The organism is Prauserella alba (assembly GCF_024171735.1).
In the GTDB taxonomy this organism is placed as follows: domain Bacteria; phylum Actinomycetota; class Actinomycetes; order Mycobacteriales; family Pseudonocardiaceae; genus Prauserella; species Prauserella alba.
This window is the reverse complement of record NZ_JAMTCH010000010.1, coordinates 49,308-73,487: the sequence shown is the minus strand read 5'-3', so window position 1 is coordinate 73,487 and position 24,180 is coordinate 49,308. Positions and strand designations below refer to the sequence as shown.

The window sequence follows — 24,180 nt, the reverse complement described above, 5'->3', positions numbered from 1 at the left end:
CTGCGTCCGCCCGTCGCCCGTCCCTCACCGGCGCGCGGCTGTGCCCATGCGCCGGTGAGGGTGGCGGAAAAGCCGTGGAGCCGTGTCCGGCATGTCGCTAGGCTCGGGCGGATGATCGTCGACCGCACGCGGGTGTTGCGTACGCCCCGACTGGTGCTGCGCACGTTCGAGCAGGAAGATCTCGACGCGCTCCACGCGATCCGTTCGCGCGAGGACGTGAACCGGTATCTCTACGACCACCCGCTGTCCCGGGACGAGACGGCGGTGAAGCTGGCCACCCGGATCGAGCGGTACTCGACGCTGGCCGAGCCCGGTGACGCGCTGCTGCTGGCCGTGGCCCTGCGGCGCCCGGACGGTGAGGCGGGCGAGGTGATCGGTGACGTCAACCTGCACTGGCAGCACGGCGATCATCGGCAGGCCGAGGTCGGCTACGTGCTCCACCCCGATCACGCCGGGAGGGGGTTCGCCACCGAGGCCACCCGGCCGCTGGTGGACCTCGCCTTCGCCGAACTCGGTGTGCATCGGGTGTGCGGGCGGCTCGACGGCCGCAACGCGGCGTCCGCACGTGTACTGGAGAAGCTCGGCATGCGCCGCGAAGCGCAGCTGCGCGAGAACGAGTACGTCAAGGGCGAATGGACCGACGAGGTCGTCTACGCCGTGCTGGCACGGGAATGGGACGGAGCTGCCTCGTCCTGATCGCCGGTCCACATGCGACCTCGCCCACATAGATCATCCACTGTGGATTGTGCGGCCGGAGATTGTTGAGCCGGGCCCTGCGGTATAGGAACCGCAGGGGCTGAGAGCCTGAACCGGCCGTGGGGAGTCAGCGGCGGTTGACGACCATCCCGGCCAAGAGGGCAGCCGCAGCGGGGATCAGGAACACGAAGAACCCGGCGCGGGTGACGAAGAACAGTGCGATGGCCAGGACCGCTGCCGCCGGGACGGCCAGCGAGGCCAGTCGCTGCCGCCACGGCTGCACCGGTTCCACCGCGGGCGGGTTCGTCCGCGAGACCCCGCTGTCCTGTCGCGGGCGCTGTTCGAGGACGCTCGGCCGCGGTTCGGGCAGGTCGGCGAACAACGGTTTCAGATCCTTGCGGAACTTCGCTCCGCTGACTCCCACCGAGCGCTCGTCGAACTCGGACAGCTCGAGCCTGCCGGTGCGCACGTGCTCCGACAGCGCATCGAGGGCTTCCTGCCGCTCAGCGTCGCTGAGCCGCAACTCGGATCGATCAGCGGCCACACCTCGATCGTAGGCGTGCCGGCCGCCGCGGGACCACGGAACCTGCGAAACCGTTGCCCGGTGTTCGCCCCGAGCGCCGCCCCCAGGGGCACTTTGGTTGCGTTCAATGCAACCAAGGTGCCCCTGGGGGCTCCGAGGTCAGTCCTTGAGTTCGAGGAGGACGGCGCCCTGGTTGACGGTGGTGCCGGTCTCGGCGGCCAGGCCTGTCACCGTGCCGGACTTGTGCGCGGTCACCGGGTTCTCCATCTTCATGGCCTCGAGGACCACGATCTGCTCGCCCGCCTCGACGTACTGGCCGTCCTCGACGGCGACCTTGATGACCGTGCCCTGCATCGGGGCGGTCACGGCGTCGCCGCTGACCGCGGTCTTGCCGCCGCCCGTGCGCTTGCGCGGCTTCGACTTCGTCGCCGCGCCGCCACCACCGCCGCCCGCCGAGGCGAGGCCCGCGGGCAACGACACCTCGAGCCGTCGCCCGCCGACCTCGACGACGACGTTCTGCCTCGGCTCGTCGTCGGAGTCCTCGGCCTCGCCGCCTGCGTACGGCTCGATCGTGTTGTCGAACTCGGTCTCGATCCACCGGGTGTGCACCGAGAAGTCCTTGCCGTCGCCGACGAACGCCGGGTCCCGCAGGATCGTGCGGTGGAACGGCAGCACGGTGGCGATGCCCTCGGCGACCATCTCGTCGAGGGCGCGGCGCGACCGTTCGATGGCCTGGTCGCGGTCGGCGCCGGTGACGATGACCTTCGCCAGCATCGAGTCGAACTGGCCGCCGATGACGGTGCCGGTCTCCATGCCGGCGTCGACGCGCACGCCGGGGCCGGAGGGGAAGTCGAGGCGGGTCACCGTGCCGGGGGCAGGCAGGAAGCCCCGGCCCGCGTCCTCGCCGTTGATGCGGAACTCGATGGAGTGGCCGCGCGGCGCCGGGTCCTCGGTCAGCTGCAGCTCGTGGCCCTCGGCGATGCGGAACTGCTCGCGCACCAGGTCGAGGCCCGTGGTCTCCTCCGACACCGGGTGTTCGACCTGCAGCCGGGTGTTCACCTCGAGGAACGAGATCGTGCCGTCGACGCCCACGAGGTACTCGACAGTGCCCGCGCCGTGGTATCCGGCCTCGGAGCAGATCGCCTTGGCGGAGGCGTGGATGGTCTCGCGCTGCTCGTCGGTCAGGAACGGCGCGGGCGCCTCCTCGACGAGCTTCTGGTGACGGCGCTGCAGCGAGCAGTCGCGGGTGCCGACGACGATGACGCCTCCGTGCTGGTCGGCAAGCACCTGCGCCTCGACGTGCCGGGGCTTGTCGAGGTAGCGCTCGACGAAGCATTCGCCGCGGCCGAACGCGGCGACGGCCTCGCGGGTGGCGGATTCGAACAGCTCCGGGATCTCGTCGATCGTGCGGGCGACCTTGAGGCCGCGGCCGCCACCGCCGAAGGCGGCCTTGATGGCCACGGGCAGGCCGTGCTCCTCGGCGAACGCGACGATCTCGTCCGCGCTGCCCGCGGGGTCCTTGGTGCCGGGCACGAGGGGCGCGCCGGCCTTCAGCGCGATGTGCCGCGCGGTGACCTTGTCGCCGAGGTCGCGGATCGCCTGCGGCGACGGGCCGATCCACGTCAGACCCGCATCGATGACCGCCTGCGCGAAGTCCGCGTTCTCGGAGAGAAAGCCGTAGCCGGGGTGCACCGAGTCCGCCCCGGACCGCTTGGCCGCGTCGAGCAGCTTGTCGAACACCAGGTAGCTGTCCGCCGCCGTGTCCCCGCCCAGGGCGAACGCCTCGTCGGCGAGCCGGACGTGCGGAGCGTCCCTGTCCGGGTCGGCGTAGACGGCCACGCTGGCGACACCCGCGTCCTTCGCGGCACGGATCACGCGCACGGCGATCTCGCCACGGTTCGCGATGAGCACCTTCGTCACCGCGCCTGCCACGACCTTGCTGCCTCGCTCCGGCACGCCTACCTCCATGTCAAGCCGTTCTCGGTCGGAGTCTACGGACCGGCGGGCGGCCGTCGGTGAGACCCGAGTCACGGCCGGGTGACGTGGCGGGCGTGGTCACGCCGGGTGGCGCAGGTCCTCGGGGATCTCGGCGTCGACGAGGATCACGTCGTAGGGCTGGGACTCGTGCAGGGCCGGCAGGTCGGAGGTCTGCACGAGCATCCACGGCTGGTGCTCGCCGCAACACTCGACGAGCCGGTCGACGGCGGTGTAGGCCAGGAGCGCGAGGCGGCCGTCGGGGGTGCGGCGGAGTTCGACGTCGGTCTGCAGGGTGTGCCTGCCGTCGTGCGGGCCGGTTGGCAGGTACACCACGGGCGGCAGCTGGGGATTCGTCACCGACGTCACGGTAGTCGTGCGCGGTCCGTGATCCGGGTTGTCCCACGTCCGCGCGATGTGCCACGGATGAGCCGTCACGGGTCGTGGGGAGCTTTAGGCTCGGCGTGTGCGGAGTGAGTCGTCGGAACCGGAGGGGGCGGAGCGGCCGGAAGGGGCCGAGCCTGCCTCACGCAGGCCGCCGAGGCCGGTGTTGCTGACGGTGGCGCTCGCGGCCGTGGTGGTCGTGGCGTCGCTGGTGGCGGCCGTGCTGTTGCGCCAGGGCGACGACGACGAGGTGGCCGACGGGCTCTCGATGCCCACGCCGACGGCCGCCGACGGCTGCGCCGGTGGTCCGTGCCGCGTCGTGGCGTCGGCGTCGGTCAACGGCATGACGGTCGAGCTGCTGGCGGCCGAGCGTGGGTCGGCGGGCAGGCTGCGCGCGGGTGGGCCCGCGTCGTCGAGCGTGGCCGAGGTGGCGATCGGGACGATGGGGGTTCCGCTCAATCAGGACTCGCTGCGCTGCGAGGAGAGCGCGACGCCGGTGTGTCTCGTGCGCGGTCCGCACGACGGCGGCATGGTCGGTGAGCTCCACGTGTGGCGGGGCGACAGCTGGCGCTCGGATCAGCGGCCGTACTTCTCCGACGCGGGCAGTGTGACGCTCGACGACGTGGACGGTGACGACGTGCCCGAGGTGGTGGTCGTGAGTCACGACTGCAGTGACGTCGACAGTGTCGCGGCCTGCCGGGAGGCGCCGGTGCTGGCCGAGGTGTTCGATCTGGCCGGCGGAACGGTCGGCTGCACGGGTACCTACGGTTCGCCGGGGTCGATGCGGGGCTGGCCCGAGGTCGACGTCGAATCGTACGAGCTCATGGCGTGCTCGTAACAGAACGTCACGAATCCACTGGTCCGAACCGGTCATGGGGCTGTGAACCGGATCTCACGGAAGCATCTTTCATCTTAGCCTTACCTAACGTACGGTTCAGATTCGTTAGGTAAGGCTAACCATGATGTCGCTCATCGGGTCACCGAGCCGGCATCGAGGTTCGGCTCCGTCGCCGGGATCGCCGGCGAGGGCGAGCCGGCGGGAAACGAGGAGCGAACGCCGTGTCTCTCGAGGGAGTTGTCTGAGTGTCCTCACCGGTCCTGGCGCGGCCCCGGCCCCAGTACGACGCCGCCGACCTGCTGACGGCGTATCTGCCCGGCTCGTTCTACTACTCGTCGCGGCGGGGGACGCTGCTCGCCGACGGGGTACACGCGGTGGTGCCGGCCGAACCGGGTACGTCCAGGGCGCAGGCCGCGGCACGCGCCCTCGCCGACGCCCGCGCCGCGGGCCTGGCCGATCCGATCGTCGCCGGTGCCGTCGGATTCCGGCCCGACGACGCGGCGAGCCTGGTCGTGCCCGCTCTCGTCCGCCGAGCGCCCGCACCCGACGGGACGGCCACCGCCTCGGCGGCGTCGGTTCCGGTTCCCGCGGCCTGGACCGTCACACCCCAGCCCGATCCCGTCGACTACGCCGAGGCCGTCCGCAAGGCGCTGCTGCACATCGAGACCGGCGACATCGACAAGGTGGTCCTCGCCAGGGCCCTCGACGTCACCGCGGACGCACCGGTGTCCGTACCACCGCTGCTGGCGCGCCTCACCCGCGCCGACCCGGCCGCGCACGTCTTCGCCGTCGACGTCACGGCACCCGGCGACCCGGCCGCCCGCACCCTGTTCGGCGCCAGCCCCGAACTGCTGATCTCCCGGCGCGGCCGCACTGTCACGGTCAACCCCCTGGCGGGATCCCGGCCGCGCAGCGCCGACGACGCGGAGAACCGCAGGCGGATCGACGATCTGCGCACCGCCGCCAAGGACCACGCGGAGCACGCGCTCGTCATCCGGCAGGTCGCCGACGTGCTGCGGCCGTTCTGCTCCGACCTCGACGTTCCCGCGCCCGAGGTCGTCGGCACACCGACGATGTGGCACCTGTCGACCCGCATCACCGGCACGCTCGACGACCCCGACGATCCCGGATCCTCGTCGTTGGCCCTCGCAGAGGCACTGCACCCGACCCCGGCCGTGTGCGGCGTGCCGACGACGACCGCCCGCGACGTCATCGCCGACCTCGAACCCGCGAGCCGCGGCTACTACGCCGGGCTCGTCGGCTGGTCCGGCGCCGACGGCGACGGCGAATGGGTCGTGACGATCCGCTGCGCCGAGGCCTCGGGACGGTCCGTGCGCGTGCACGCGGGCGCAGGCATCGTCGCCGGGTCCGACCCCGAGGCGGAACTGGCGGAGACCCGGGCGAAGTTCCGCACGCTGCTGGGAGCGCTGGGGGTGGCCGAGTGAACGCCGACCCCGCCGTGAACCCCGACCCCGCCGTGGACTCCGTTGTGGACCCGGGGCCCGGCCACACGCCCTGGCCCGTGGCCGACGCGGCGCGGTACCGGGCGCTGGGTCACTGGCGCGGGCAGACGTTCGGCACGTGGCTGAGCGGGCTGGCCGCGGCGTACGCCGAGCGCACCGCGGTCGTCGGGGTCAGCGCGGCGACGGGCGAGCAGGTGCGCTGGAACTACGCCGAACTCGACGAGCAGGCGCACCGGCTCGCCGCCGGGTTCGCCGACCGGGGCATCGAGGCGGGCGAGCGCGTGCTGGTGCAGCTGCCGAACGTCGCCGAGTACGTACCGGTGATCTTCGGACTGTGGCGGGCGGGCGCGCTGCCGGTGTTCGCACTGCCCGCGCACCGGCATTCGGAACTGGTGCACTTCGCCGCGCACTCCGAGGCCGCGGCCATTGTCACGGTCGGCAGCCACGATCGCCACGACTACGCGGCAGCGGCGCACGCGGTGGCCGGCGAGGTGCCGTCGGTGCGCCGGGTGTTCGTCGTCGGGAGCGACGAGTTCGCCGAGCTGGCCGCGGCCGAGCCGCGGGAGCTGCCGGATCCGGACCCGGAGGGTCTCGCGTTCCTCCAGTTGTCGGGCGGCAGCACGGGGATGTCCAAACTCATCCCGCGCACGCACGATGACTACCTCTACAGCGTCCGCGAGAGCGCCCGGATCTGCCGGCTGCGCCCCGACAGCGTGTATCTCGTGGTGCTGCCCGTCGCGCACAACTATCCGATGAGCTCGCCGGGCATCCTCGGTGCGCTGCACGCCGGGGCGGCCGTGGTGCTCTCACCGCGGCCGGACGCGGACACCGCCTTCGCGCTGATCGAAGCCGAGGGCGTGACGATGTGCGGGGTCGTGCCGCCGCTGGCTGCCGCGTGGGTCCAGGCCGCAGGACGCACTCGGCGGGACCTGTCCACATTGGAGGTGCTGCTCGTCGGCGGTGCCAAGTGCGGGAGGGAACTCGCCGAACGCATCGAACCCGCGCTGGGATGCAGGCTGCAGCAGGTGTTCGGCATGGCCGAGGGGCTCGTGTTCTACACGCGACTCGACGACCCGGACGAGCTCGTGCTGTCCACCCAGGGCAGGCCGATCTCGCTCGACGACGAGATCCGCGTGGTGAACCCCGACGACCCTGATGCGGGATCCGGCGACGTCGTCGAACCCGGGCAGGCGGGTGCGCTGCTCACCCGCGGCCCGTACACGATCCGCGGCTACTACCGCGCAGCCGACCACAACGCGACGGCGTTCACGGCCGACGGTTTCTACCGGACCGGAGACCTGGTGCGGCTCCGTCCATCCGGTCACGTCGAGGTCGTCGGCCGGGTGAAGGAGCAGATCAACCGCGGCGGCGAGAAGGTCGCCCCCGAGGAGGTGGAGAACCACCTCATGGCCCATCCCGACGTCCTCGACGCCGCACTCGTCGGCGTGGCCGACGACTTCCTCGGTGAACGGACCTGCGCCTACGTGGTGCCGGTCGACGGGACCGAGCCGGGGGAGGCCGAGCTACGGCGTTTCGTGCGGGAACGCGGCGTCGCGGCGTTCAAGGTCCCGGATCGGGTCGTGCTCACCGCCGAGTTCCCCACGACCGGCGTCGGCAAGACGAGCAAGAGGGAGCTGCGGGCCGTGCTCGCGGCTCAGGCGAAGAACGGGTGATGTCGTTGTCCCTGCCGAAGATCGAACCCTACGCGCTGCCCGCGGCCGGCGAGCTGCCGGTGTCGCGTGTGGACTGGAGCGTCGATGCGAACCGGGCCGCTCTGCTCGTGCACGACATGCAGCGGTACTTCATGCGCCCGTTCGCCGGTGCGCCGATCCCGGAGATGACGGCCAACATCGCCGCGTTGGCCGCCACGTGCCGGGAGCGGGGCGTGCCGGTGTTCTACACCGCCCAGCCCGCGACCCCGCCGCCCGGCGAGCGCGGGCTGCAGACCGACTTCTGGGGCCAGGGCATGCGTGCCCACGTCGACGACGACCCGCACGTGGCCGACATCGTCGACGAGCTGACCCCGGCCACCGACGACACGGTGCTGACGAAGTGGCGTTACAGCGCGTTCCAGCGCAGCGACTTCGCCGAACGCCTCGCCGCCGCGGGCCGCGACCAGCTGATGATCACCGGCGTGTACGCCCATATCGGCTGTCAGGCCACCGCACAGGAGGCGTTCATGCGCGATGTCCGGCCGTTCCTCGTCGCCGACGCGGTGGCCGACTTCTCGCGGGACCGCCACGACCAGGCGTGCGCGTACGTGGCGGGCTGCTGCGGAGCCGTCGTCGACACGGCGACCACGGCCGCCGCGCTCACCGCGCCCGTGACCGCCGCCGCGCGGTGACCCGCCGGACGCCGCGTCACAGCACCACTCTCCGATACACCGCCACCACGATAGAGGACAGAGCATGGCAGATCCCACGCAGCAGGCCGGCCTCACGGCCGCATCCGTACGCGCCGACGTCGCCGACCTGCTCGGCCGTGACGCCGGCGACATCGGCGCCGACGAGAACCTCCTCGACGCCGGCCTCGACTCGATCCGCATCATGAGCCTCATCGAGCGCTGGCGTGCGGCGGGTGCGGACACGGTCGAGTTCCCCGACCTGGCCGAACGGCCCGAACTCGGCCGCTGGATCTCCCTGCTGACGCAGGAGAACGCATGACCGACGATCGTGCCGCCCAGGTCATGTGGTTCGACCGGGTTGGGCCCCCGTTGCGGCATGCTTTTTCGCCGCAAGCGGGGAGGGTGTCCCGCAGAACACAGGAGAACGCATGAGCCGCGTCGATCACCGCCACCGTCATCTCGACCGGATCGCCGAGGTGCGGGCCGGCGAGGGTGCCGAGAAGGTGGGCTATCCGATCGGTATCCGCACCGTCGAGGTCGTCCGCACCGCGATGGTGGGGTCCGGGCTGATCCGCCTCACGCTCGGCGGTCCCGGCGTCGACGGTTTCGAGGCCCATGTGCCCGATGAGCACGTCAAACTCGTCTTCGCCGACCCGGACGGCACGCTCCGGCTGCCGGAGCCGAACGGCACCATGCTGTCGTGGCCGCGCCCCTCGCCGACGTCGCGCGAGTACACGGTCCGCCGGTTCGACCCCGCGGCACGGGAACTCGACATCGACGTCGCGGTGCACGACGGCGGTCTCGCCGCGGAGTGGGCGCGCACGGTCGAGCCGGGCGAGCCCGTCCACGTGGCGGGCCCGCCCGGTGGGCTCGTCGTGCCCGACAGTTACGACAAGTACCTGCTCGGGGGTGACATCACCGCGTTGCCCGCGATCGCCAGGTGGCTCGAGGAGATGCCGCCGACGGCCGAGGGCTGGGCGGTGGTCGAGGTGGCCGACGCCGGTGAGGAGATTCCGCTCGACGCCCCCGACGGCGTCGCGGTCCACTGGCTCCACCGCGGCGCTGCGCGCCCGGGAACGGCGGATCTGCTCGAACCCGCGATCCGGTCCCTTCCCGTCCCCGGTCCGTCCGATGGGGACAGTCTCTACGTGTGGCTGGCCGGTGAGGCGGGCACGCTCAAGCCGCTCCGCAGGTGGGTCCGCGACGAACTCCGCCTCGCCCGCCGCGACTACGACATCACCGGCTACTGGAAGCTCGGCGTGGCCGACTACGACGACGACCACGAGTGAGCCCGAGGACCGACAACTGAATTCCCGACCCCACCCATCGAGTTGTTCAAGGACGAAAACGATGTCTCTGTTCAGATCCCGTCTCACCAAGGGAGTGGTCGCCGCGGCCGCCCTCGCCCTGACCGCCGGCATCTCCGGTTGCGGAGCAGCCGGTGGTGAGCAGTCCGAGGGACCCACTCGGCAGTTCGAGGCCGACAACGGCACCGTGGAGATTCCGCAGGACCCGAAGCGGGTCGTCGCGACCGGGTACGCGGTGCCCACGCTCATCGAGGCGGACGCCCCGCTCGTCGGTATCTCCTCGTGGGAGCGCGGCGAGCCGTTGATGTCCGACGAGGACCTCAAGTCCTATGAGGATCTGCCGCGGGTCGCCGGTGAGACGGCCGCGGAGACGAACTACGACGCGATCGCCGAGCAGGACCCGGACCTCATCGTCATCGGCGTCCCGAAACCCATCTTCGGCGAGATCGACGCCGAGCGTCTCGAATCGATCGCACCCGTCGTGGCCGTCGGCCCCGATGTGCCGTCGGCGTGGCGGGAGGTCTCCCGCAAGCAGGCCGACGCGGCCGGCGCGCTCGAGAAGTTCGACGAGGTCAAGAACGCGTACGAGAGCAAGGCCGACGAGCTGAAGCAGAAGTACGCCGATGTCCTGCCCGATCTCGAGTTGGCGCACGTCGGCAACTACGGCGAGGTCGAGAACGGCAACTTCCAGCGGGAGTTCGACGGTTCGTGGGGCACGAACATCGCCAACGACATCGGCGCGACGTACTACGGCGAGGTCGCGGAGAAGGGCAAGGGTTCCCGCGCGGTCAGCGAGTACCCGTCGCTGGAGCAGCTGCCGGAGGCCATGCGCGAGGCCGAGGCGATCACCTACAGCGTGAACGCCGACGGGTCGGTGCCCGAGGCGGTCAAGTACGTCATGGACTCGAACCTGTGGAAGAACCTGCCCGCGGTGAGGAAGGACATGACGTTCCCGATCAAGTACACCGAGGCGGCGACGTACGGCCAGGCGCAGCAGACGCTCGACGCACTGGACGAGACGTTCGCACCCCTGTTGAAGAAGTGACGCCGCGGACGTGACGAGCGCACCTGCCGCGAGTCCGCCCACGGCGAGGACGGCCCGCCCGGTCGTCCTCGCCGTGGCGGTCGTCGCCCTGCTGGCCGCCTGCGCGGCCAGCGTCACCGTCGGTTCCCGCGCCGTACCGCTCGGCGAGCTGTGGCGGGTACTGACGGACTTCGATCCGTTCGACGGCGACCACCTCGTCGTCCGCGACATCCGGGTCCCGCGGACCCTGCTCGGCGTGGCCGTCGGGGCGGCACTGGCCGTGGCGGGCGCGCTGATCCAGACGCTGTCGCGGAACCCGTTGGCGGAGCCGGGAATCCTCGGCGTCACCCACGGGGCCGGGTTCGCGCTCACCGTGGGCGCAGCGCTCGGCCTGGCGGGCTCGGCGGTCTCGCAGCTCGGTCTCGGTGTCGTGGGTTCGGTGCTGGCGACCGCACTGGTGTACGCCGTCGGCAGGTATTCCACGCTGCGGCTGCTGCTCGCGGGCGTCGCGTTCTCGGCCGTGCTGATGGGAGTGTCCCTCGGCATCCGGCTCACCTCACCGGACACATTGGACAAATACCGGTTCTGGGCGGTCGGTTCGCTGGCGGGCAGGGAGCAGACCGACCTGACGGTGCCGCTCGTCGCGATCGGTGTCGCGCTCGTCGGTGCCCTGGTGATCGGGCGGTCCCTCAACGCCGTCGCGCTCGGGGACACGGTCGCGCACACGCTGGGCGCCAACGTCGCGCGTGTCCGCACGCTGACGCTCGTGCTGATCACCGTGCTGGCGGGCGCGGCGACCGCGGTCGCGGGGCCGATCCTGTTCGTCGGCCTGATAGTGCCGCACCTGCTGCGCAGGCTGACGTCCGGTTCCGTGCCGTGGCTCGTCGGGCTGTCGGCGGTCGTGGGGCCGGTGCTCATGCTCGTCGCGGACACGCTCGCGCGGGTACTGCTGCACACCGGTGAGGTGCCGGTCGCCATCGTCACCGCCTTCCTCGGCGGCCCGATGCTGATCTGGGTGGTCCGGCGATACGGGGCGGGATCACTGTGACCGACACGCAACGACACGACACGCAGCGACAGGAAACGCAGCGTTCGGACACCCGGGAGACGCCGGAGTCCACGCTGCTGCGGCGCACCTCGGCGGTGCGGGTGCCCGTGCGTGGCCGCGCGTGGTTCGTGGAGCGTCGCACGATCACGCTCGTCGTCGGCTGTGTCGTGGCCATGCTCGCGCTCGGGTTCGTCGGCCTGTCCTACGGCACGAGCTGGGCCACGCCCGGTGAGGTGTTCGGCGCACTGACGGGGCTGGAACCGTCCGTGGTGATCGCCGAGTGGCGCGCGCCCCGTGTCGTCGCGGGGATGCTGTTCGGCGCGGCGCTCGGCGTGGCGGGTGCGATCTTCCAGAACCTGACACGTAACCCGATGGGCAGTCCGGACATCATCGGCCTGGACGCAGGCGCCTACACCGGAGCACTGCTGGTCATGACGGTGTTCGCCGGGGCGTCCACCACCGTGGCGTTCGGGGCGGTCGCCGGCGGGCTGGTGACCGCGGCGCTGGTGTACTCGCTGTCGCGGTCGAACGGCCTGTCCGGCATGCGCCTGGTCGTCATCGGCATCGCCGTCAACGCGATGGTCACGGCGCTGAACAACTGGCTCGTGCTGCGCGCGGAACTCGAGGTCGCGATGGCCGCGGTGGGCTGGAACTCGGGCTCGCTCAACGGCATCGACTGGGAGGACCTCCTCGTCCCGTTCACCGTCATCGCGCTGCTGCTGGCCGTCATCGGACTCCGGGCGTCGGCGCTGCAGCAGTCGGCACTCGGCGATTCGATCGCCGTGTCGACCGGCGTGCCGCTGGAGCGGCAGCGGCTGCTGATGGTGCTGGTCGGCGTCGGCTGCACCGCGACGGTGACGGCGGTGGCGGGGCCGGTGATGTTCGTTGCGCTCGCCGCGCCGCAGATCGGCCGCAGACTCGCGAAGGCGCCCGGCGTTCCGCTGCTGCCCGCCGCGCTGACCGGCGCGGTGCTGCTGCAGCTGGCCGACCTCATCGCGCAGATGCTGCTCGCCCCCGTGTCCCTTCCCGTCGGCGTCGTCACGACGGCGATCGGCGGCGGTTACCTGATCTGGCTGCTCGCTCAGGAGGTGAGGCGGAGATGACCACCCGGCTGTCCGCGCAGGACGTGACCCTGAGCTACGGCGACCGGGTCGTGTCGACCCGGCTGAGCCTCGACGTCCCGGACGGTGCGTTCACCGCCGTCGTCGGGCCGAACGGCTGCGGGAAGTCGACGTTGCTGCGGGCGTTCGTCCGGCTGCTGAAACCCGGCGAGGGCACCGTGTCGCTGGATTCCCGCTCGGTGTCGGACCTTCCGGCGAAGGCGCTGGCGCGCGAACTGGCGTTCCTGCCGCAGGATCCGCTCGCGCCCGAGGGCATCACGGTGCGCCAGCTCGTCGCACGTGGCCGGTATCCGCACCAGTCGCTGCTGGCGCTGTGGACCACGGCCGACGAGCAGGCGGTGGCCGAGGCGATGGTCACCGCCGAGGTGGAGGACTTCGCCGACCGGCCGGTGGCGGAACTGTCGGGCGGGCAGCGGCAGCGCGTGTGGGTGGCGATGGTGCTGGCTCAGGACACGCCGTACCTGCTGCTCGACGAGCCGACGTCCTTCCTGGACATCACGCACCAGTACCGGCTGCTCGCGCTGTTGTCGCGGCTGCGGGACGAGGGCCGCACCGTGATCGCGGTGCTGCACGACATCAACCAGGCCTGCCGGTACGCCGATCACCTCGTCGCGATGAAGGAAGGCCGGATCGCCGCGGAGGGCACGGCCGCCGACGTCGTCGACGCCGCACTGATCAAGGACGTGTTCGACCTGCCGAGCGTGATCGTCGCCGACCCGGTGAGCGGCACGCCGATGGTCGTGCCCGAGTAGCCGCAGCCGCCGATCGGCCGCACCCGGCCGGTTCTGCCCAAGGCCTTCGTGAGGAGCGAGAGTTGTCCCCGTCGGAACCCGCGGAATCCGCGGCACCTGCCGCCGAACTGTTCGAGCTGACCAGCGCGCAGCTGGGCATCTGGAACGCCCAGCGCCTCGAACCGGATTCGCCGCACTACGTCGTCGGTGACGTCGTGCAGCTCAGTGGTGAGGAGCCGGTGGACGTCGCGCTGCTGGCCGAGGCGATGACCGGCACCGTCGGCGACGCCGAGTCGCTGCGGCTGCGGCTGGCCGACACGGCCGAAGGGCCGCGGCAGTGGGTGAGCGACGATCCGGTGCCCGCGCCGCGGGTGGCCGACGTGAGCGGTGCGGCCGATCCGCGCGCCGCGGCGGAGGAACTCGTCGCGGCGGAGCGCCGCGCGCTGGCCGAGTCGTCGCGCGGCATGACCGGCCGCCCGCTGTACACCCAGGCGATCATCACGCTGTCGGCCACGGAGGTCTGGTACACGCAGCTGGGACACCACCTGGTGTTCGACGGGTACAGCGCGGCGATGCTGGCCCGTCGCACCGCCGCCCGGTACACGGCGCTGGTGCGGGGTGAGGAGCCGCCCGCGTGTCCGTTCAGCCCGCTGCACGACGTCGTCGCCGCCGACCGCGACTACCTGGCGAGCGACCGGCCCGACGCCGACCGCGCGTACTGGGTCGACCGGATGACGCCGTTGCCGGACCTTCCCGAGTGGACGGCTCCCGGTTCCGGACTCGCGGACACGGTGTCGGCGAGTGCGGAGCTGGCCGCCGAGGACATGGCCGAGCTGCGCGCGTGCGCGGACCGGGAGGGCGTCACGTGGGGCGACGCCCTCCTGGGCTGCTACGCCGTGTTCCTGCACCGGCTGCTCGGGCGCACCGACGTGGTGTTCGCACTGCCGCTGATGTGCCGCACGACCGGGGCGGAGCTGCGCACGCCGAGCATGGCGGTGAACGTGCTGCCGTTGCGGGTCGAGGTGCGCGGCGGCGACACGCTCGGCGTCGTCGCGCGGCGCGTGGCCGGGGCGATGGCGGAACTGCGTGCCCACCAGCGCTACCGCGGGGAGAACCTGCCCCGCGACCTGGCGGCCCCGGGCGCCGGGGCGATCCTGCACGGGGCCGGTGTGAACCTGAAGGCGTTCGACCTGACGCTGGACTTCGCGGGTTCGCGGGGTGTGATGCGCAACGTCGCCGGTGGACCGCCGGAGGACATGGGCCTGAGCGTGCTGCCGAGCCGTGAGGGCGGGCTGCTGCTCGGCTTCGAAGTGGACGCCCGAACCCACTCGCAGTCCGATGTGGATGCCAGGCTGGACGCGGTGCGGTCGATCGTCCGGCGGCTGTCGGCGGATCCGGACGGCACGGCAGGACGGGTATCGCTGCTGCCGGGGCAGGCGCGTCCTGCCGTGCCGGAGGAGTGGACACCGGCGGCGATCCCGGGCGAACCCGCTGCGGTGCCGGACGTGCTGGCCGCGCTGGCGACGTCGCGCGGCGGCGACACCGCGCTGGTCTGCGGCGACGAACGGCTCACCTACGCCGACCTGGCCGCCGGGGTGCACCGCCTCGCGCGGGCGTTGCGGGCGCGCGGCGCGGGACCCGACGACGTCGTGGCCGTCGCGCTGCCGAGGTCGGCCGACCTCGTCGTGGCACTGCTGGCCACGCTCGATGCGGGGGCGGCGTTCCTGCCGCTCGACCTCGACCACCCCGACGAGCGCCTGCGCCTGCTGTGTGACGACGCGCGGCCCGCGTTGGCGATCACCGACCCCGCGCTCGGCCGCGACCTCGGCGCGGTCCCCACCGTGACGGTCGCGGAGGCGTCCGGCTGCGACGACCGTCCACTGTCGACCGTGGAACTCGCCCGCGAACGCCGCCCCGACGACCTCGCCTACGTCATCTACACGTCCGGCTCGACCGGCACGCCCAAGGGCGTGCTCGTGCCTTCGGCCGGGCTGCGCGCACTGCTGCACCACCAGCGCGCGACGGTCGTCGCCGAGACCGAACGCAGGGCCGGCCGCGGGCTGCGTGTGGCCCACACGTACTCGTTCGCGTTCGACTCCGCCCTCGACCAGCTGCTGTGGCTGCTGTGCGGGCACGAACTGCACCTCTACGGCACCGAGGTCACCAAGGACGCCGACGCGCTGCTGGCCGCCTGCGAACGCGACGCGATCGACGTCGTCGACACCACGCCGTCGCTGGCCGCGCCGCTGCTCGACGCGGGCCTGCTCACCGGAGGGCACCGGCCGTCGCTGCTGGTGCTGGGCGGCGAGGCGACACCGCCCGCGTTGTGGCGGCGCATCGCCGACTCCGATGTGGCCGGACGCAACATCTACGGCCCCACCGAGGCGACCGTCGACGCCGCCTACGCCGACATCGACGGCGACACCCCGGTGATCGGCAAGCCCCTCGCGGGGATGCGTGCGTACCTGCTGGACAACGCACTGCAGCCGGTCACACCGGGCGCCGTGGGGGAGCTGTACCTCGCGGGGCCGCAGCTCGCGCGCGGCTACCTCGGCCGGTTCGCGGGTACCGCCGAACGCTTCGTGGCCGATCCGTACGGCCCGCCCGGCGAGCGGATGTACCGCACCGGCGACCTGGCCAGGTGGAGTCCGGAGCGCGGGTTCGACTACCTGGGCCGCGCCGACGGCCAGGTGAAGATCCGCGGCCACCGTGTCGAGGTCGGCGAGGTCGAGGCGGAACTCGGCGCACTGCCCGGGGTGAGCGGTGCCGTCGCCATGGTCCGCAGCGACACGGCGACGCCCCGGCTCGTCGGGTACGTCGTGCCCGAACGCGGCGCGGCCCCGACCCCCGACACGATTCGCGACGGCCTTGCCGAGCGGCTGCCCGACCACCTGGTGCCGTCGGCCGTCGTCGTGCTCGACGAATTGCCGCTCACCGTGGGCGGCAAGGTCGACCGCGGCGCGCTGCCCGCGCCGCGCGCCGCGACGTCGGGCAGGCCACCGTCGACCGAACGCGAACGGCTGCTGTGCGCCGTCGTCGCCGAGGTGTTCGACCTGCCCGGTGACGAGGTGAGCCCGGACGGCGACTTCTTCGGTCTCGGCGGCGACAGCATCAGCGCGATCAGCGTCAGCAGCCGCCTCCGCGGCCACGGGTTCGAGTTGCGGCCGCGCGACCTGCTGGCCCGGCGCGACCTCGCCTCGCTCGCGATGCGCATGTCGACCTCCGGCGGCGACACCGAACCCGCCGTCGCCGACGAGCCCGTCGGCACCCTGCCCGCACCGCCGATCGCCTGCGGCCTTCTCGACCCGCATCCCGACCCGGCTGCGTTCGCGGGCTACGCACAGTGGACGGTCGTCACGACGGCCACGCCGCTGGCACGGCCGCGCGTGGTCACCGGCCTCGGCGTCGTCCTGGACACGCATGCCGCACTGCGGCTGCGGCTGACCGGCCGCAGGGAGCTGGAGGTACGGCCCGTCACGGATGTCTCGGCCGAGGGCATGGTGTCGGCCGAACCCGCCGGCACCGACCCCGCCGACGTGGCGCAGCGCCTCGCGGCCGAGCTCGACCCGGCGGCCGGCGAGATGCTGCGGCTGGGCCTCGTTGGCGACGACCGGCTCGTGATCGTGGCGCACCACCTCGTCATGGACGGTATGTCCTGGCGGGTGCTGTTGCCGGACCTGCGGGCGGCCTGCCGCGGCGACATGCTCGCGCCCACGGGCACGTCGTGGCGCGCGCACGCGCTCGCCCTGGCCGAACAGGGCGCGGCGGGCGAGCGGCGCAGCGAACTCGACCACTGGCACGGCGCGACCGACCCGGCGATCCGGCCGCTCGGCCTGCCCGCGCTCGACCCCGCGCGGGACACCGCCGCGACGGCCCGCCGCGACGTCACCGTCCTCAGCGCACGGTCGTCGGCCGCCGCGCTGACGGCACTGCCCGCGGCGTACCGCACCGGAACCGACGAGGTGCTGCTCGCGGCACTGGCCCTGGCACTGCGCGCCGTCCACACCCGCACAGCACCGGGCGGGCACGCGCAGCCGCGCCGCGACGCCTTCGGGATCACCGTGGAAAGCCACGGCCGCGAAGCACTCACGCCCGGCGCCGACCTCTCGCGCACGATCGGCTGGTTCACCACGGAATTCCCGGTGCGCGTCCCCGCCGAGGCGTTGCGGACCGATGCGGAACTGCGTGACGCACTGGCGGGCGGCCACGCGGCCGGGCGGCTGCTGCGGGCGGTCAAGGAGGCCCGCCGCGCGGTGCCCGGCGGCGGCATCGGCCACGGCATCCTGCGGCACCTCGACGACGCCGCCGCACTGGCGCCGGAACCACCGGAGGTGCTGCTCAACTACCTCGGCCGGTTCACCGCACCCGACGGCGGCGACTGGCGACTGCCCGAACGCGAGGCCTTCGGCGTCCTCGAACCCGAAGGCAAGGCGCTCGAACAGGTCCTCGCGCTGAACTGCTTCGTCCACGAGCACGCCGACGGTGACGCCGGCGGCGCTGCCGACGGTGATGCCGGCGGGCCGAGACTGGCCGTCGAGTGGACCGCGGCGGGCAGGCTCGTCGACGCCGGTCTCCTCGCCGAACTGCAGCGCGCCTGGTCCGAGGTACTGGACGCCCTGGCCGCCCACGCCGAACGCATCGGCCCCGGCGGCGGTGGGCTCACGCCGTCCGATCTGCCGCTCGTGTCGCTGACCCAGGCCGACATCGACGTGCTCGAGCAGGCGCGGCCCGTCTCGGACGTGCTACCGGCGACCGCGCTGCAGGCCGGACTGTCGTTCCACACCATGGCCGCCGGCGACACCGACACGGACGTGTACGTCGTGCAGGCCGTCCTCACCCTCACCGGCGAGCTGGATGAGCAGCGCCTCGCCGACGCCGCCGAGCAGCTGCTGCGCAGGCAGCCCGCGCTGCGCGCCCACCTCGCCACGACCGCGGCGGGCCAGGTCGTGCAGGTCTTTCCCGCCGAAGCCGACGTCGACTGGCAGCACATCGACCTGTCCACAGCAGACTCCAGCCGCGGCGACGTATGCGGCGGCGACGTTGGCGACGACGACGTGCGCGGCGGCGATGTCGACGCGGTGTTCGCCGACCGGTGCCGCGAGGAACTGGAGCGGCCGTTCGACCCGGAGGTGCCGCCGCTGATCCGGTTCCGGCTCTTCCGGTTCGGCCCGGCCGAGCACCGGCTCGTGCTCACCAACCACCACGCGCTGCTCGACGGCTGGTCGATGCCGCTGACCGGGCGGACGTTGCTCGCCCTGTACCGAGAACTCGGCGGCGGACCTGCGGTCGCGCCGTCGGCGTCGCTGCAGGACTACCACCACTGGCTGGCGAGCCGTGACCGCGGCGCCGCGGTCGACGCCTGGCGCGACGCGCTGTCCGGTGTGGACGAAGCGACACTGCTGGCGCCCGCGACCGCCCGCCGGGAGGTCGCCCGGCCGCAGCGGGTCACCCTGGACCTGGGGGAGGAATTCAGCAGGCGGCTGAGCGCCTTCGCCCGCGACCGCGGCATCACGGTCACCACGGTGTTGCAGACCGCCTGGGGACTGCTGCTCGGCAGACTGACCCGCAGGCGCGACGTCGTGTTCGGTTGCCCGGTGTCGGGCAGGCCCGCCGAGGTGGACGGGATCGAATCGATGATCGGCCAGCTCGGCAACACGATCCCCGTGCGGGTGCGCCACCGCCCCGACCAGCCGGCGGCCGAGCTGCTGGAAGCCGTCCACGACGCGTCCGTCGCGCTCGCCGAGCACCACCATCTCGGCCTGCCCGACATCCAGCGCGCCGCCGGCGTGGGCGAACTGTTCGACACGATGCTGGTGATGGAGAACTTCCCGTTCAACGGCGCGGGCCTCGCCGTGGACGAGTCCGTCGCGCTCGCCGGTGTCGACATCACCGACGCGACGCACTATCCGCTCACCGTCATCGCGCTGCCCGGCGACCCGCTGCGGCTCGTGCTGAGCTACCAGCCCCACGCGTTCACCGACGACACCGTGCGCGGGTACTCCCGGTGGCTGCACACCCTGCTGACCGAACTGGTCACCGCACCCGACCGGCCCGTCGGCAGTCTGCCGATGCTCGACGCCGCTGAGACCGCCGCGACGCTGGAGCAGGGCACGTCGTATCTCCCGGCGAAACCCCGCGACGGGGTGCTGGAGACGTTCGCCTCGTGGGTGGCCCGTACCCCCGACGCCGAGGCGCTCGTGTGCCGGGGCCGCAGCCTGACCTACGCCGAGCTGGACCGCGAGGCCAACCGGCTCGCCCACCGCCTGCTCGACGCGGGAGCCGGGCCGGAGACGCCGGTCGGCATGCTGCTGGGCCGGGACGTCGAGATGATCGTCGCGTTGCTGGGGATCCTCAAGGCCGGTGCGGTGTACCTGCCGCTGGACCCGGACTATCCGAACGACCGGCTCGCCTACATGATCGGCGATGCGCGGCCCGCCGCGTTCGTCACCGACGCCGAAGCGCTGGCGCAACTCGGCGGCGAGGTTCCCGGGGACGGCACCGTCGTGCGGGTCGACGATCCGGCCGCGGCGGCCACCGCCCGCGACCACGACCCCGCCCACGCCCGCGCTGGGCTGACGCCGGATGCGCTGGCCTACATCATCTACACGTCCGGCACGACCGGTAAACCCAAGGGCGTGGCCGTCACACACCGCGGCATCCCGGACCTCATCTCGCTGCAGGAGGAGGTCGTCGGGGTCACCGAACGGGACCGCTACCTGCACTTCGCCTCGACCAGCTTCGACGTCGCGTTCTGGCAGACGATGGTGCCGCTGGCCTCCGGCGGAACCCTCGTCGTCGCGCCCGACGAGGTGCGGGTGCCGGGAGACGAACTGCTCGACTACATCGCCGAGCACCGGCTGACCGGCATCAACCTGCTGCCCTCGTTCCTCTCGGCGGTGCCCGAGGACCGCACGGTGCCCGAGGACGTGTTCTTCGTGGTCGGCGCCGAACGGCTCGACCCCGAACTGGCCGACCGGTGGGGCAAGGGCCGGCGTGCGCTGTTCAACGCCTACGGGCCGACCGAGGTCACCATCAACTCGGTCACCTGGCACTACGAACCGGGCGAGACCGGCGCCGTCCCCATCGGACGGCCCGACCCGAACGTGCGTGCCTACGTGCTCGACGACGGCCTGCAACCCGTGGGCACCGGCGTCCCCGGTGAGCTGTACCTGGCGGGGCCGAAACTCGCCCGCGGCTATCTCGGCAGGCCCGGGCAGACGTCGCAGGCGTTCGTGGCCGACCCGCACGGCGGGCCGGGGTCGCGGATGTACCGCACCGGCGACGTCGTGTACTGGCGCCCCGACGGTCAGCTGGTGTTCCTCGGCCGTGCGGACCGGCAGGTCAAGGTGCGCGGTTTCCGCATCGAGCTCGCCGAGATCGAGACCGCGCTGACCCGGCATCCCGACGTGCGCGGCTGCGCGGTCGTCGTGCGGGGCGGCAGGCAGCTCGTGGGCTACGTGATCCCGGCCGAAGGTGCGGAGTTCGATCCGGTGCGGCTGCGCGAGGATCTGCTCGGCGAGCTGCCCGACTACATGGTCCCCGCCGCGTTCGTGCGGCTCGACCGGCTGCCGCTCACTCCGGGCGGCAAGCTCGACGAGCAGGCACTGCCCGCGCCCGAACACACCGGTGACGGTGCCGGGCGGGAACCGGCCACCCACGCCGAACAGGTGCTGCTCGGCATCGTCCGGGACGTGCTGGGCGACGACGGCGTTCGTCTCGACGACCACTTCCTCGAGGTCGGCGGCGACAGCATCGTCTCGCTGCAGGTCGTGTCCCGCGCGCGCAGGGAGGGCCTGCGGCTCGGGCCACGCGACGTGCTCGACGGCGGGACCGTCGCGGGCATCGCCGCGCGCTGCAACGCCGCCTCCGGCGGCACCGACACCGGACCGTCCACGGGGGACGCCCCGCTGACGCCGGTCATGCGCGACCTGCTCGACCGCGCACCCGAGCCGGGCGACTTCTGCCAGTGGACCGAGATCTGCGTCCCGGCGGGCGGTGACCTCGCGACGTGGTCCCGCGTCGTGGACGCGGTGCTGCGGACCCACGACGTACTGCGGGCACACCTCGCGCCGGGCGCCGACGGGACGGGGCGCGGGGACCGGGTGCTGCGGATCCCCGATCCCGGCGCCGTCACCGCCGCCGACGTGCTCACTCGCGTCACGGCGAGCGGCGACCCGCGCGACCTCGTCGACGGCTGGATCGCCGACGTGCGGGAGCAGTTCGACGTCGATCACCCGCCGCTGGTGCGGGTGCTGTGGGTCGATCGTGGCCCCGCCGAGCTGGGCAGACTCGTGGTCGTGGCGCACCACCTGCTCGTCGACGGCGTGTCGTGGCGGGTGCTGCTCGACGACCTCGCCGATGCCTACGACGGCAGGGACCTCGTCAAGCCGACACCGTTCCTGGGCTGGGCACGCGCCCTCGACACGGCCGCGGACGCGAGGGCAGGTGAACTGCCGCACTGGCGCGCGGTCGGGAGGAACCCGCAGAAACGGCTCACCCGCGCGCGGTTCGACCCGCAGCGGGACACCGCTGCCACGGCGGTGCACCACGAGTTCTCGCTCGACCACGAGACGAGCAGAGCCCTCCTCACACGCCTGCCCACCGCATACCACGCCACGCCCGACACCGTCCTGCTCACCGCGCTCACCAGGGCGATCGGCCGGTGGCGGGACCGCGAACCGGACCTGTACGTCGCGCTGGAAGGGCACGGCAGGCACGCACCGGACCCGGCCCAGGAGTTCGACCTCTCGCGCACGGTCGGCTGGTTCACCGCCGTCCACCCGGCACGGATCACGCTGCCGGACGGTGGCACTGCCGCGCAGCTGAAGGCGGTCAAGGAGCAGCTCCGCGCCCAGGGCGACGGCCTCGGCCACGGGATTCTCACCGCGGCCGGGCAGGTGAGCCCGGTGCGCCCGGACGTCAGCTGGAACTATCTCGGCCAGTTCGCCTCCGCCCCCGACGGTGAGCGCGCGTGGCAGGCGCCACCGGGGTCGGCGCCGTTCGGTTCCGGCGGAGACGCGCTCCCCATGCCGCACAGCCTGTTGTTCAACGCGATGACCACCGGCGGCAGCGACGGCCAGGAGCTGCACGTGCGGGTGAGCTGGCCGCGGGCGGTGCTGACCGACGACGACGTCGCCGGGTTGGTGGACGCGTTCCGCGGGGAACTCACCGCGTTGGCCTCCGACGAGGACGCGAGGGCCGGCGCGGGTCGCACCCCGTCCGACTTCGCACTCGTATCCCTCACGCAGTCCGATGTGGAGGGGCTGGAGCAGCGGTATCGCGTGTCCGACGTGCTGCCGCTCAGCCCGCTGCAGGAACTGATGCTGCAGCACTCGCGGCGGGTGCCCGCGGGCGGGCGCGATCCGTACACGGTGCAGGCGGCGTTCTCGCTGACCGGCCTGGTCGATGTCGACGCGCTGCACGCCGCGGCCTGCGACCTGCTGTTGCGGCATCCGAATCTCGGTGCCGCGTTCCCGCGCGGCCTGGACGTGGCGGTCCTGCTCGCCGACGCCGCACCGGACCGTCGCTATGTCGACCTGTCGACCGAGGCGGACGTCGACTCGGCGGTCGAGAGGGTGCTGGCCGCCGATCTGGCTGAGCCGTTCGACCTCGCCGAGGGCTCGGCCGTGCGGCTCACCGTCGTCCGCCGGACCGCCGACGCGGTCGACCTCGTGCTGACCACGCATCACGTGCTGTCGGACGGCTGGTCGGCCCCGCGGATGCTCGGGGAGATCTTCACGGCCTACACCGCGCGCACCGCGGGCACCGACACGGTCGACCGGCCGGAGCCGGTGCCGTTCACGCGGTACCTGCGTTGGCTGTCCGAACGCGACCGTGACGCCGACGTCGCCGCGTGGTACGGCGAACTCGCCTCGGTGGACCGGTACGACAGGGCGCTGCCCGACACCCCGGCATCGACCGCCGCCGATACCGCCGATGCTGCCGACGCTGATGCCGTTGCGGCGGGGGTGCCGGAACCGGTCACGTTCGACCTCGAACCGCAGCTGGTGCGCGCGCTCACGGCGACGGCTGCGGCAGGCGGCATCACGCCTGCGACGCTCGTGCAGGGCGCGTGGGCGGCCGTGCTGACCGCGCGCAGCGGTCGCAAGGACGTCCACTTCGGAACGATGGTGTCCGGCAGGCCACCCGAGGTGGACGGGGTCGAGGAGATCATCGGCCTGCTGGCCAACACCGTGCCGGTCCGCGCGAACCTGACCGGCTCGCTCGACGGCGCGCTGCGCGAGCTGCAGGACCGGCAGCAGGCGATGGCCGAACACCACACGGTGTCGCTTCCCGCGCTCGAACGGTCGGTGGGCGTGAAACGGCTCTTCGACAGCCTGCTGGTGTTCGAGAACTATCCGGTGGACCCGGACCGGCTGGCCGAACCCGCGCCCGGTCTGCGGCTCACGGGCATGCGGTTCCGGGAGTTCACCCACCACCCGGTGACGGTCACGGTGATGCCGGAGGGCGCGGGCTGGCGCGGCATCGTCGCGTGCCGGCCGGGCACGGTGGCCGAGCACGCGGGCATCCTCGCGGCCGCGTTCGAACAGGTGCTGCGGGCGCTGCCGGAGCTGCTCGCCGACGGCAGCGTCGGCACCGGAGACACGGCCGGCGCCGACGCTGCGGTGCGGCTCGCGCGGCGGTCCCTGCGGGCGGACGACCGGTGACCGCGCAGGCGAGCAGCGACGACCCCGTTGCAGCCGCGGCGCCGGACCGCATCGACGGCA

The 24,180-nt window shown here is 72.5% G+C and carries 15 protein-coding genes; 12 read left to right on the top strand and 3 right to left on the bottom strand.

Going from position 1 to position 24,180, the window contains the following annotated elements:
* The first annotated feature begins 111 nt into the window (after window positions 1-111).
* Window positions 112-696, top strand: a complete 585-nt coding sequence (locus tag LY12_RS25430) for a GNAT family N-acetyltransferase (RefSeq protein WP_253860006.1) — start codon at window positions 112-114, stop codon at window positions 694-696.
* A 127-nt stretch (window positions 697-823) separates the two neighbouring features.
* Here LY12_RS25430 and LY12_RS25425 read toward each other — a convergent pair whose 3' ends face one another.
* The 3 genes from LY12_RS25425 to LY12_RS25415 form a co-directional block, all read right to left on the bottom strand.
* On the bottom strand, window positions 824-1,240 hold the full coding sequence (locus tag LY12_RS25425; protein ID WP_253860005.1) for a DUF1707 SHOCT-like domain-containing protein: 417 nt from the start codon (window positions 1,238-1,240) through the stop codon (window positions 824-826).
* Window positions 1,241-1,378: 138 nt separating this feature from the next.
* On the bottom strand, window positions 1,379-3,175 hold the full coding sequence (locus tag LY12_RS25420; RefSeq protein ID WP_372493640.1) for an acetyl/propionyl/methylcrotonyl-CoA carboxylase subunit alpha: 1,797 nt from the start codon (window positions 3,173-3,175) through the stop codon (window positions 1,379-1,381).
* A 99-nt stretch (window positions 3,176-3,274) separates the two neighbouring features.
* The gene (locus tag LY12_RS25415; RefSeq protein WP_253860003.1) at window positions 3,275-3,553 is read right to left on the bottom strand and encodes an SAV_915 family protein; all 279 of its coding nucleotides are present in this window, start codon (window positions 3,551-3,553) and stop codon (window positions 3,275-3,277) included.
* Between the two features lie 106 nt (window positions 3,554-3,659).
* On the opposite strand from LY12_RS25415, the gene LY12_RS25410 reads away from it, so the two are divergent.
* The 11 genes from LY12_RS25410 to LY12_RS25360 all read left to right on the top strand — a co-directional run bounded on the left by LY12_RS25410 (window position 3,660) and on the right by LY12_RS25360 (window position 24,120).
* Window positions 3,660-4,415, top strand: coding sequence for a hypothetical protein (locus LY12_RS25410; protein WP_253860002.1), 756 nt, complete (start codon window positions 3,660-3,662; stop codon window positions 4,413-4,415).
* A gap of 245 nt (window positions 4,416-4,660) precedes the next feature.
* The gene (locus tag LY12_RS25405) at window positions 4,661-5,860 is read left to right on the top strand and encodes an isochorismate synthase (RefSeq protein ID WP_253860001.1); all 1,200 of its coding nucleotides are present in this window, start codon (window positions 4,661-4,663) and stop codon (window positions 5,858-5,860) included.
* A 14-nt stretch (window positions 5,861-5,874) separates the two neighbouring features.
* On the top strand, window positions 5,875-7,551 hold the full coding sequence (locus tag LY12_RS25400; protein WP_372493642.1) for a (2,3-dihydroxybenzoyl)adenylate synthase: 1,677 nt from the start codon (window positions 5,875-5,877) through the stop codon (window positions 7,549-7,551).
* Entirely contained in the window at window positions 7,551-8,222 is a 672-nt protein-coding gene (locus LY12_RS25395) for an isochorismatase family protein (protein ID WP_253860000.1), read from the top strand. The genes LY12_RS25400 and LY12_RS25395 overlap by 1 nt, the downstream gene beginning before the upstream one ends.
* A gap of 64 nt (window positions 8,223-8,286) precedes the next feature.
* Window positions 8,287-8,541: a phosphopantetheine-binding protein gene (locus LY12_RS25390; protein WP_253859999.1), complete on the top strand. Its 255-nt coding sequence runs from the start codon at window positions 8,287-8,289 to the stop codon at window positions 8,539-8,541.
* Window positions 8,542-8,650: 109 nt separating this feature from the next.
* Complete coding sequence (locus LY12_RS25385) at window positions 8,651-9,511, top strand: siderophore-interacting protein (protein ID WP_253859998.1); 861 nt, start codon at window positions 8,651-8,653, stop codon at window positions 9,509-9,511.
* 61 nt (window positions 9,512-9,572) lie between these two features.
* Window positions 9,573-10,574: an ABC transporter substrate-binding protein gene (locus tag LY12_RS25380; RefSeq protein WP_253859997.1), complete on the top strand. Its 1,002-nt coding sequence runs from the start codon at window positions 9,573-9,575 to the stop codon at window positions 10,572-10,574.
* A 10-nt stretch (window positions 10,575-10,584) separates the two neighbouring features.
* Window positions 10,585-11,601 (top strand): FecCD family ABC transporter permease, encoded by a 1,017-nt coding sequence (locus LY12_RS25375; RefSeq protein ID WP_372493639.1) that lies wholly within the window; start codon window positions 10,585-10,587, stop codon window positions 11,599-11,601.
* A gap of 173 nt (window positions 11,602-11,774) precedes the next feature.
* Window positions 11,775-12,704, top strand: a complete 930-nt coding sequence (locus LY12_RS25370; protein WP_301303219.1) for a FecCD family ABC transporter permease — start codon at window positions 11,775-11,777, stop codon at window positions 12,702-12,704.
* The gene (locus LY12_RS25365) at window positions 12,701-13,474 is read left to right on the top strand and encodes an ABC transporter ATP-binding protein (RefSeq protein ID WP_253859995.1); all 774 of its coding nucleotides are present in this window, start codon (window positions 12,701-12,703) and stop codon (window positions 13,472-13,474) included. The genes LY12_RS25370 and LY12_RS25365 overlap by 4 nt, the downstream gene beginning before the upstream one ends.
* A 62-nt stretch (window positions 13,475-13,536) precedes the next feature.
* Window positions 13,537-24,120 (top strand): non-ribosomal peptide synthetase, encoded by a 10,584-nt coding sequence (locus LY12_RS25360; protein WP_253859994.1) that lies wholly within the window; start codon window positions 13,537-13,539, stop codon window positions 24,118-24,120.
* The last annotated feature ends 60 nt before the right edge of the window (window positions 24,121-24,180 follow it).

What these genes read in the sequence shown, in the direction of transcription:
- LY12_RS25365 (WP_253859995.1), top strand. Translation starts at nt 12,701, where the DNA reads ATGACCACCCGGCTGTCCGCGCAGGACGTGACCCTGAGCTACGGCGAC.
- LY12_RS25395 (WP_253860000.1), top strand. Translation starts at nt 7,551, where the DNA reads ATGTCGTTGTCCCTGCCGAAGATCGAACCCTACGCGCTGCCCGCGGCC.
- LY12_RS25390 (WP_253859999.1), top strand. Translation starts at nt 8,287, where the DNA reads ATGGCAGATCCCACGCAGCAGGCCGGCCTCACGGCCGCATCCGTACGC.
- LY12_RS25430 (WP_253860006.1), top strand. Translation starts at nt 112, where the DNA reads ATGATCGTCGACCGCACGCGGGTGTTGCGTACGCCCCGACTGGTGCTG.
- LY12_RS25370 (WP_301303219.1), top strand. Translation starts at nt 11,775, where the DNA reads ATGCTCGCGCTCGGGTTCGTCGGCCTGTCCTACGGCACGAGCTGGGCC.
- LY12_RS25385 (WP_253859998.1), top strand. Translation starts at nt 8,651, where the DNA reads ATGAGCCGCGTCGATCACCGCCACCGTCATCTCGACCGGATCGCCGAG.
- LY12_RS25380 (WP_253859997.1), top strand. Translation starts at nt 9,573, where the DNA reads ATGTCTCTGTTCAGATCCCGTCTCACCAAGGGAGTGGTCGCCGCGGCC.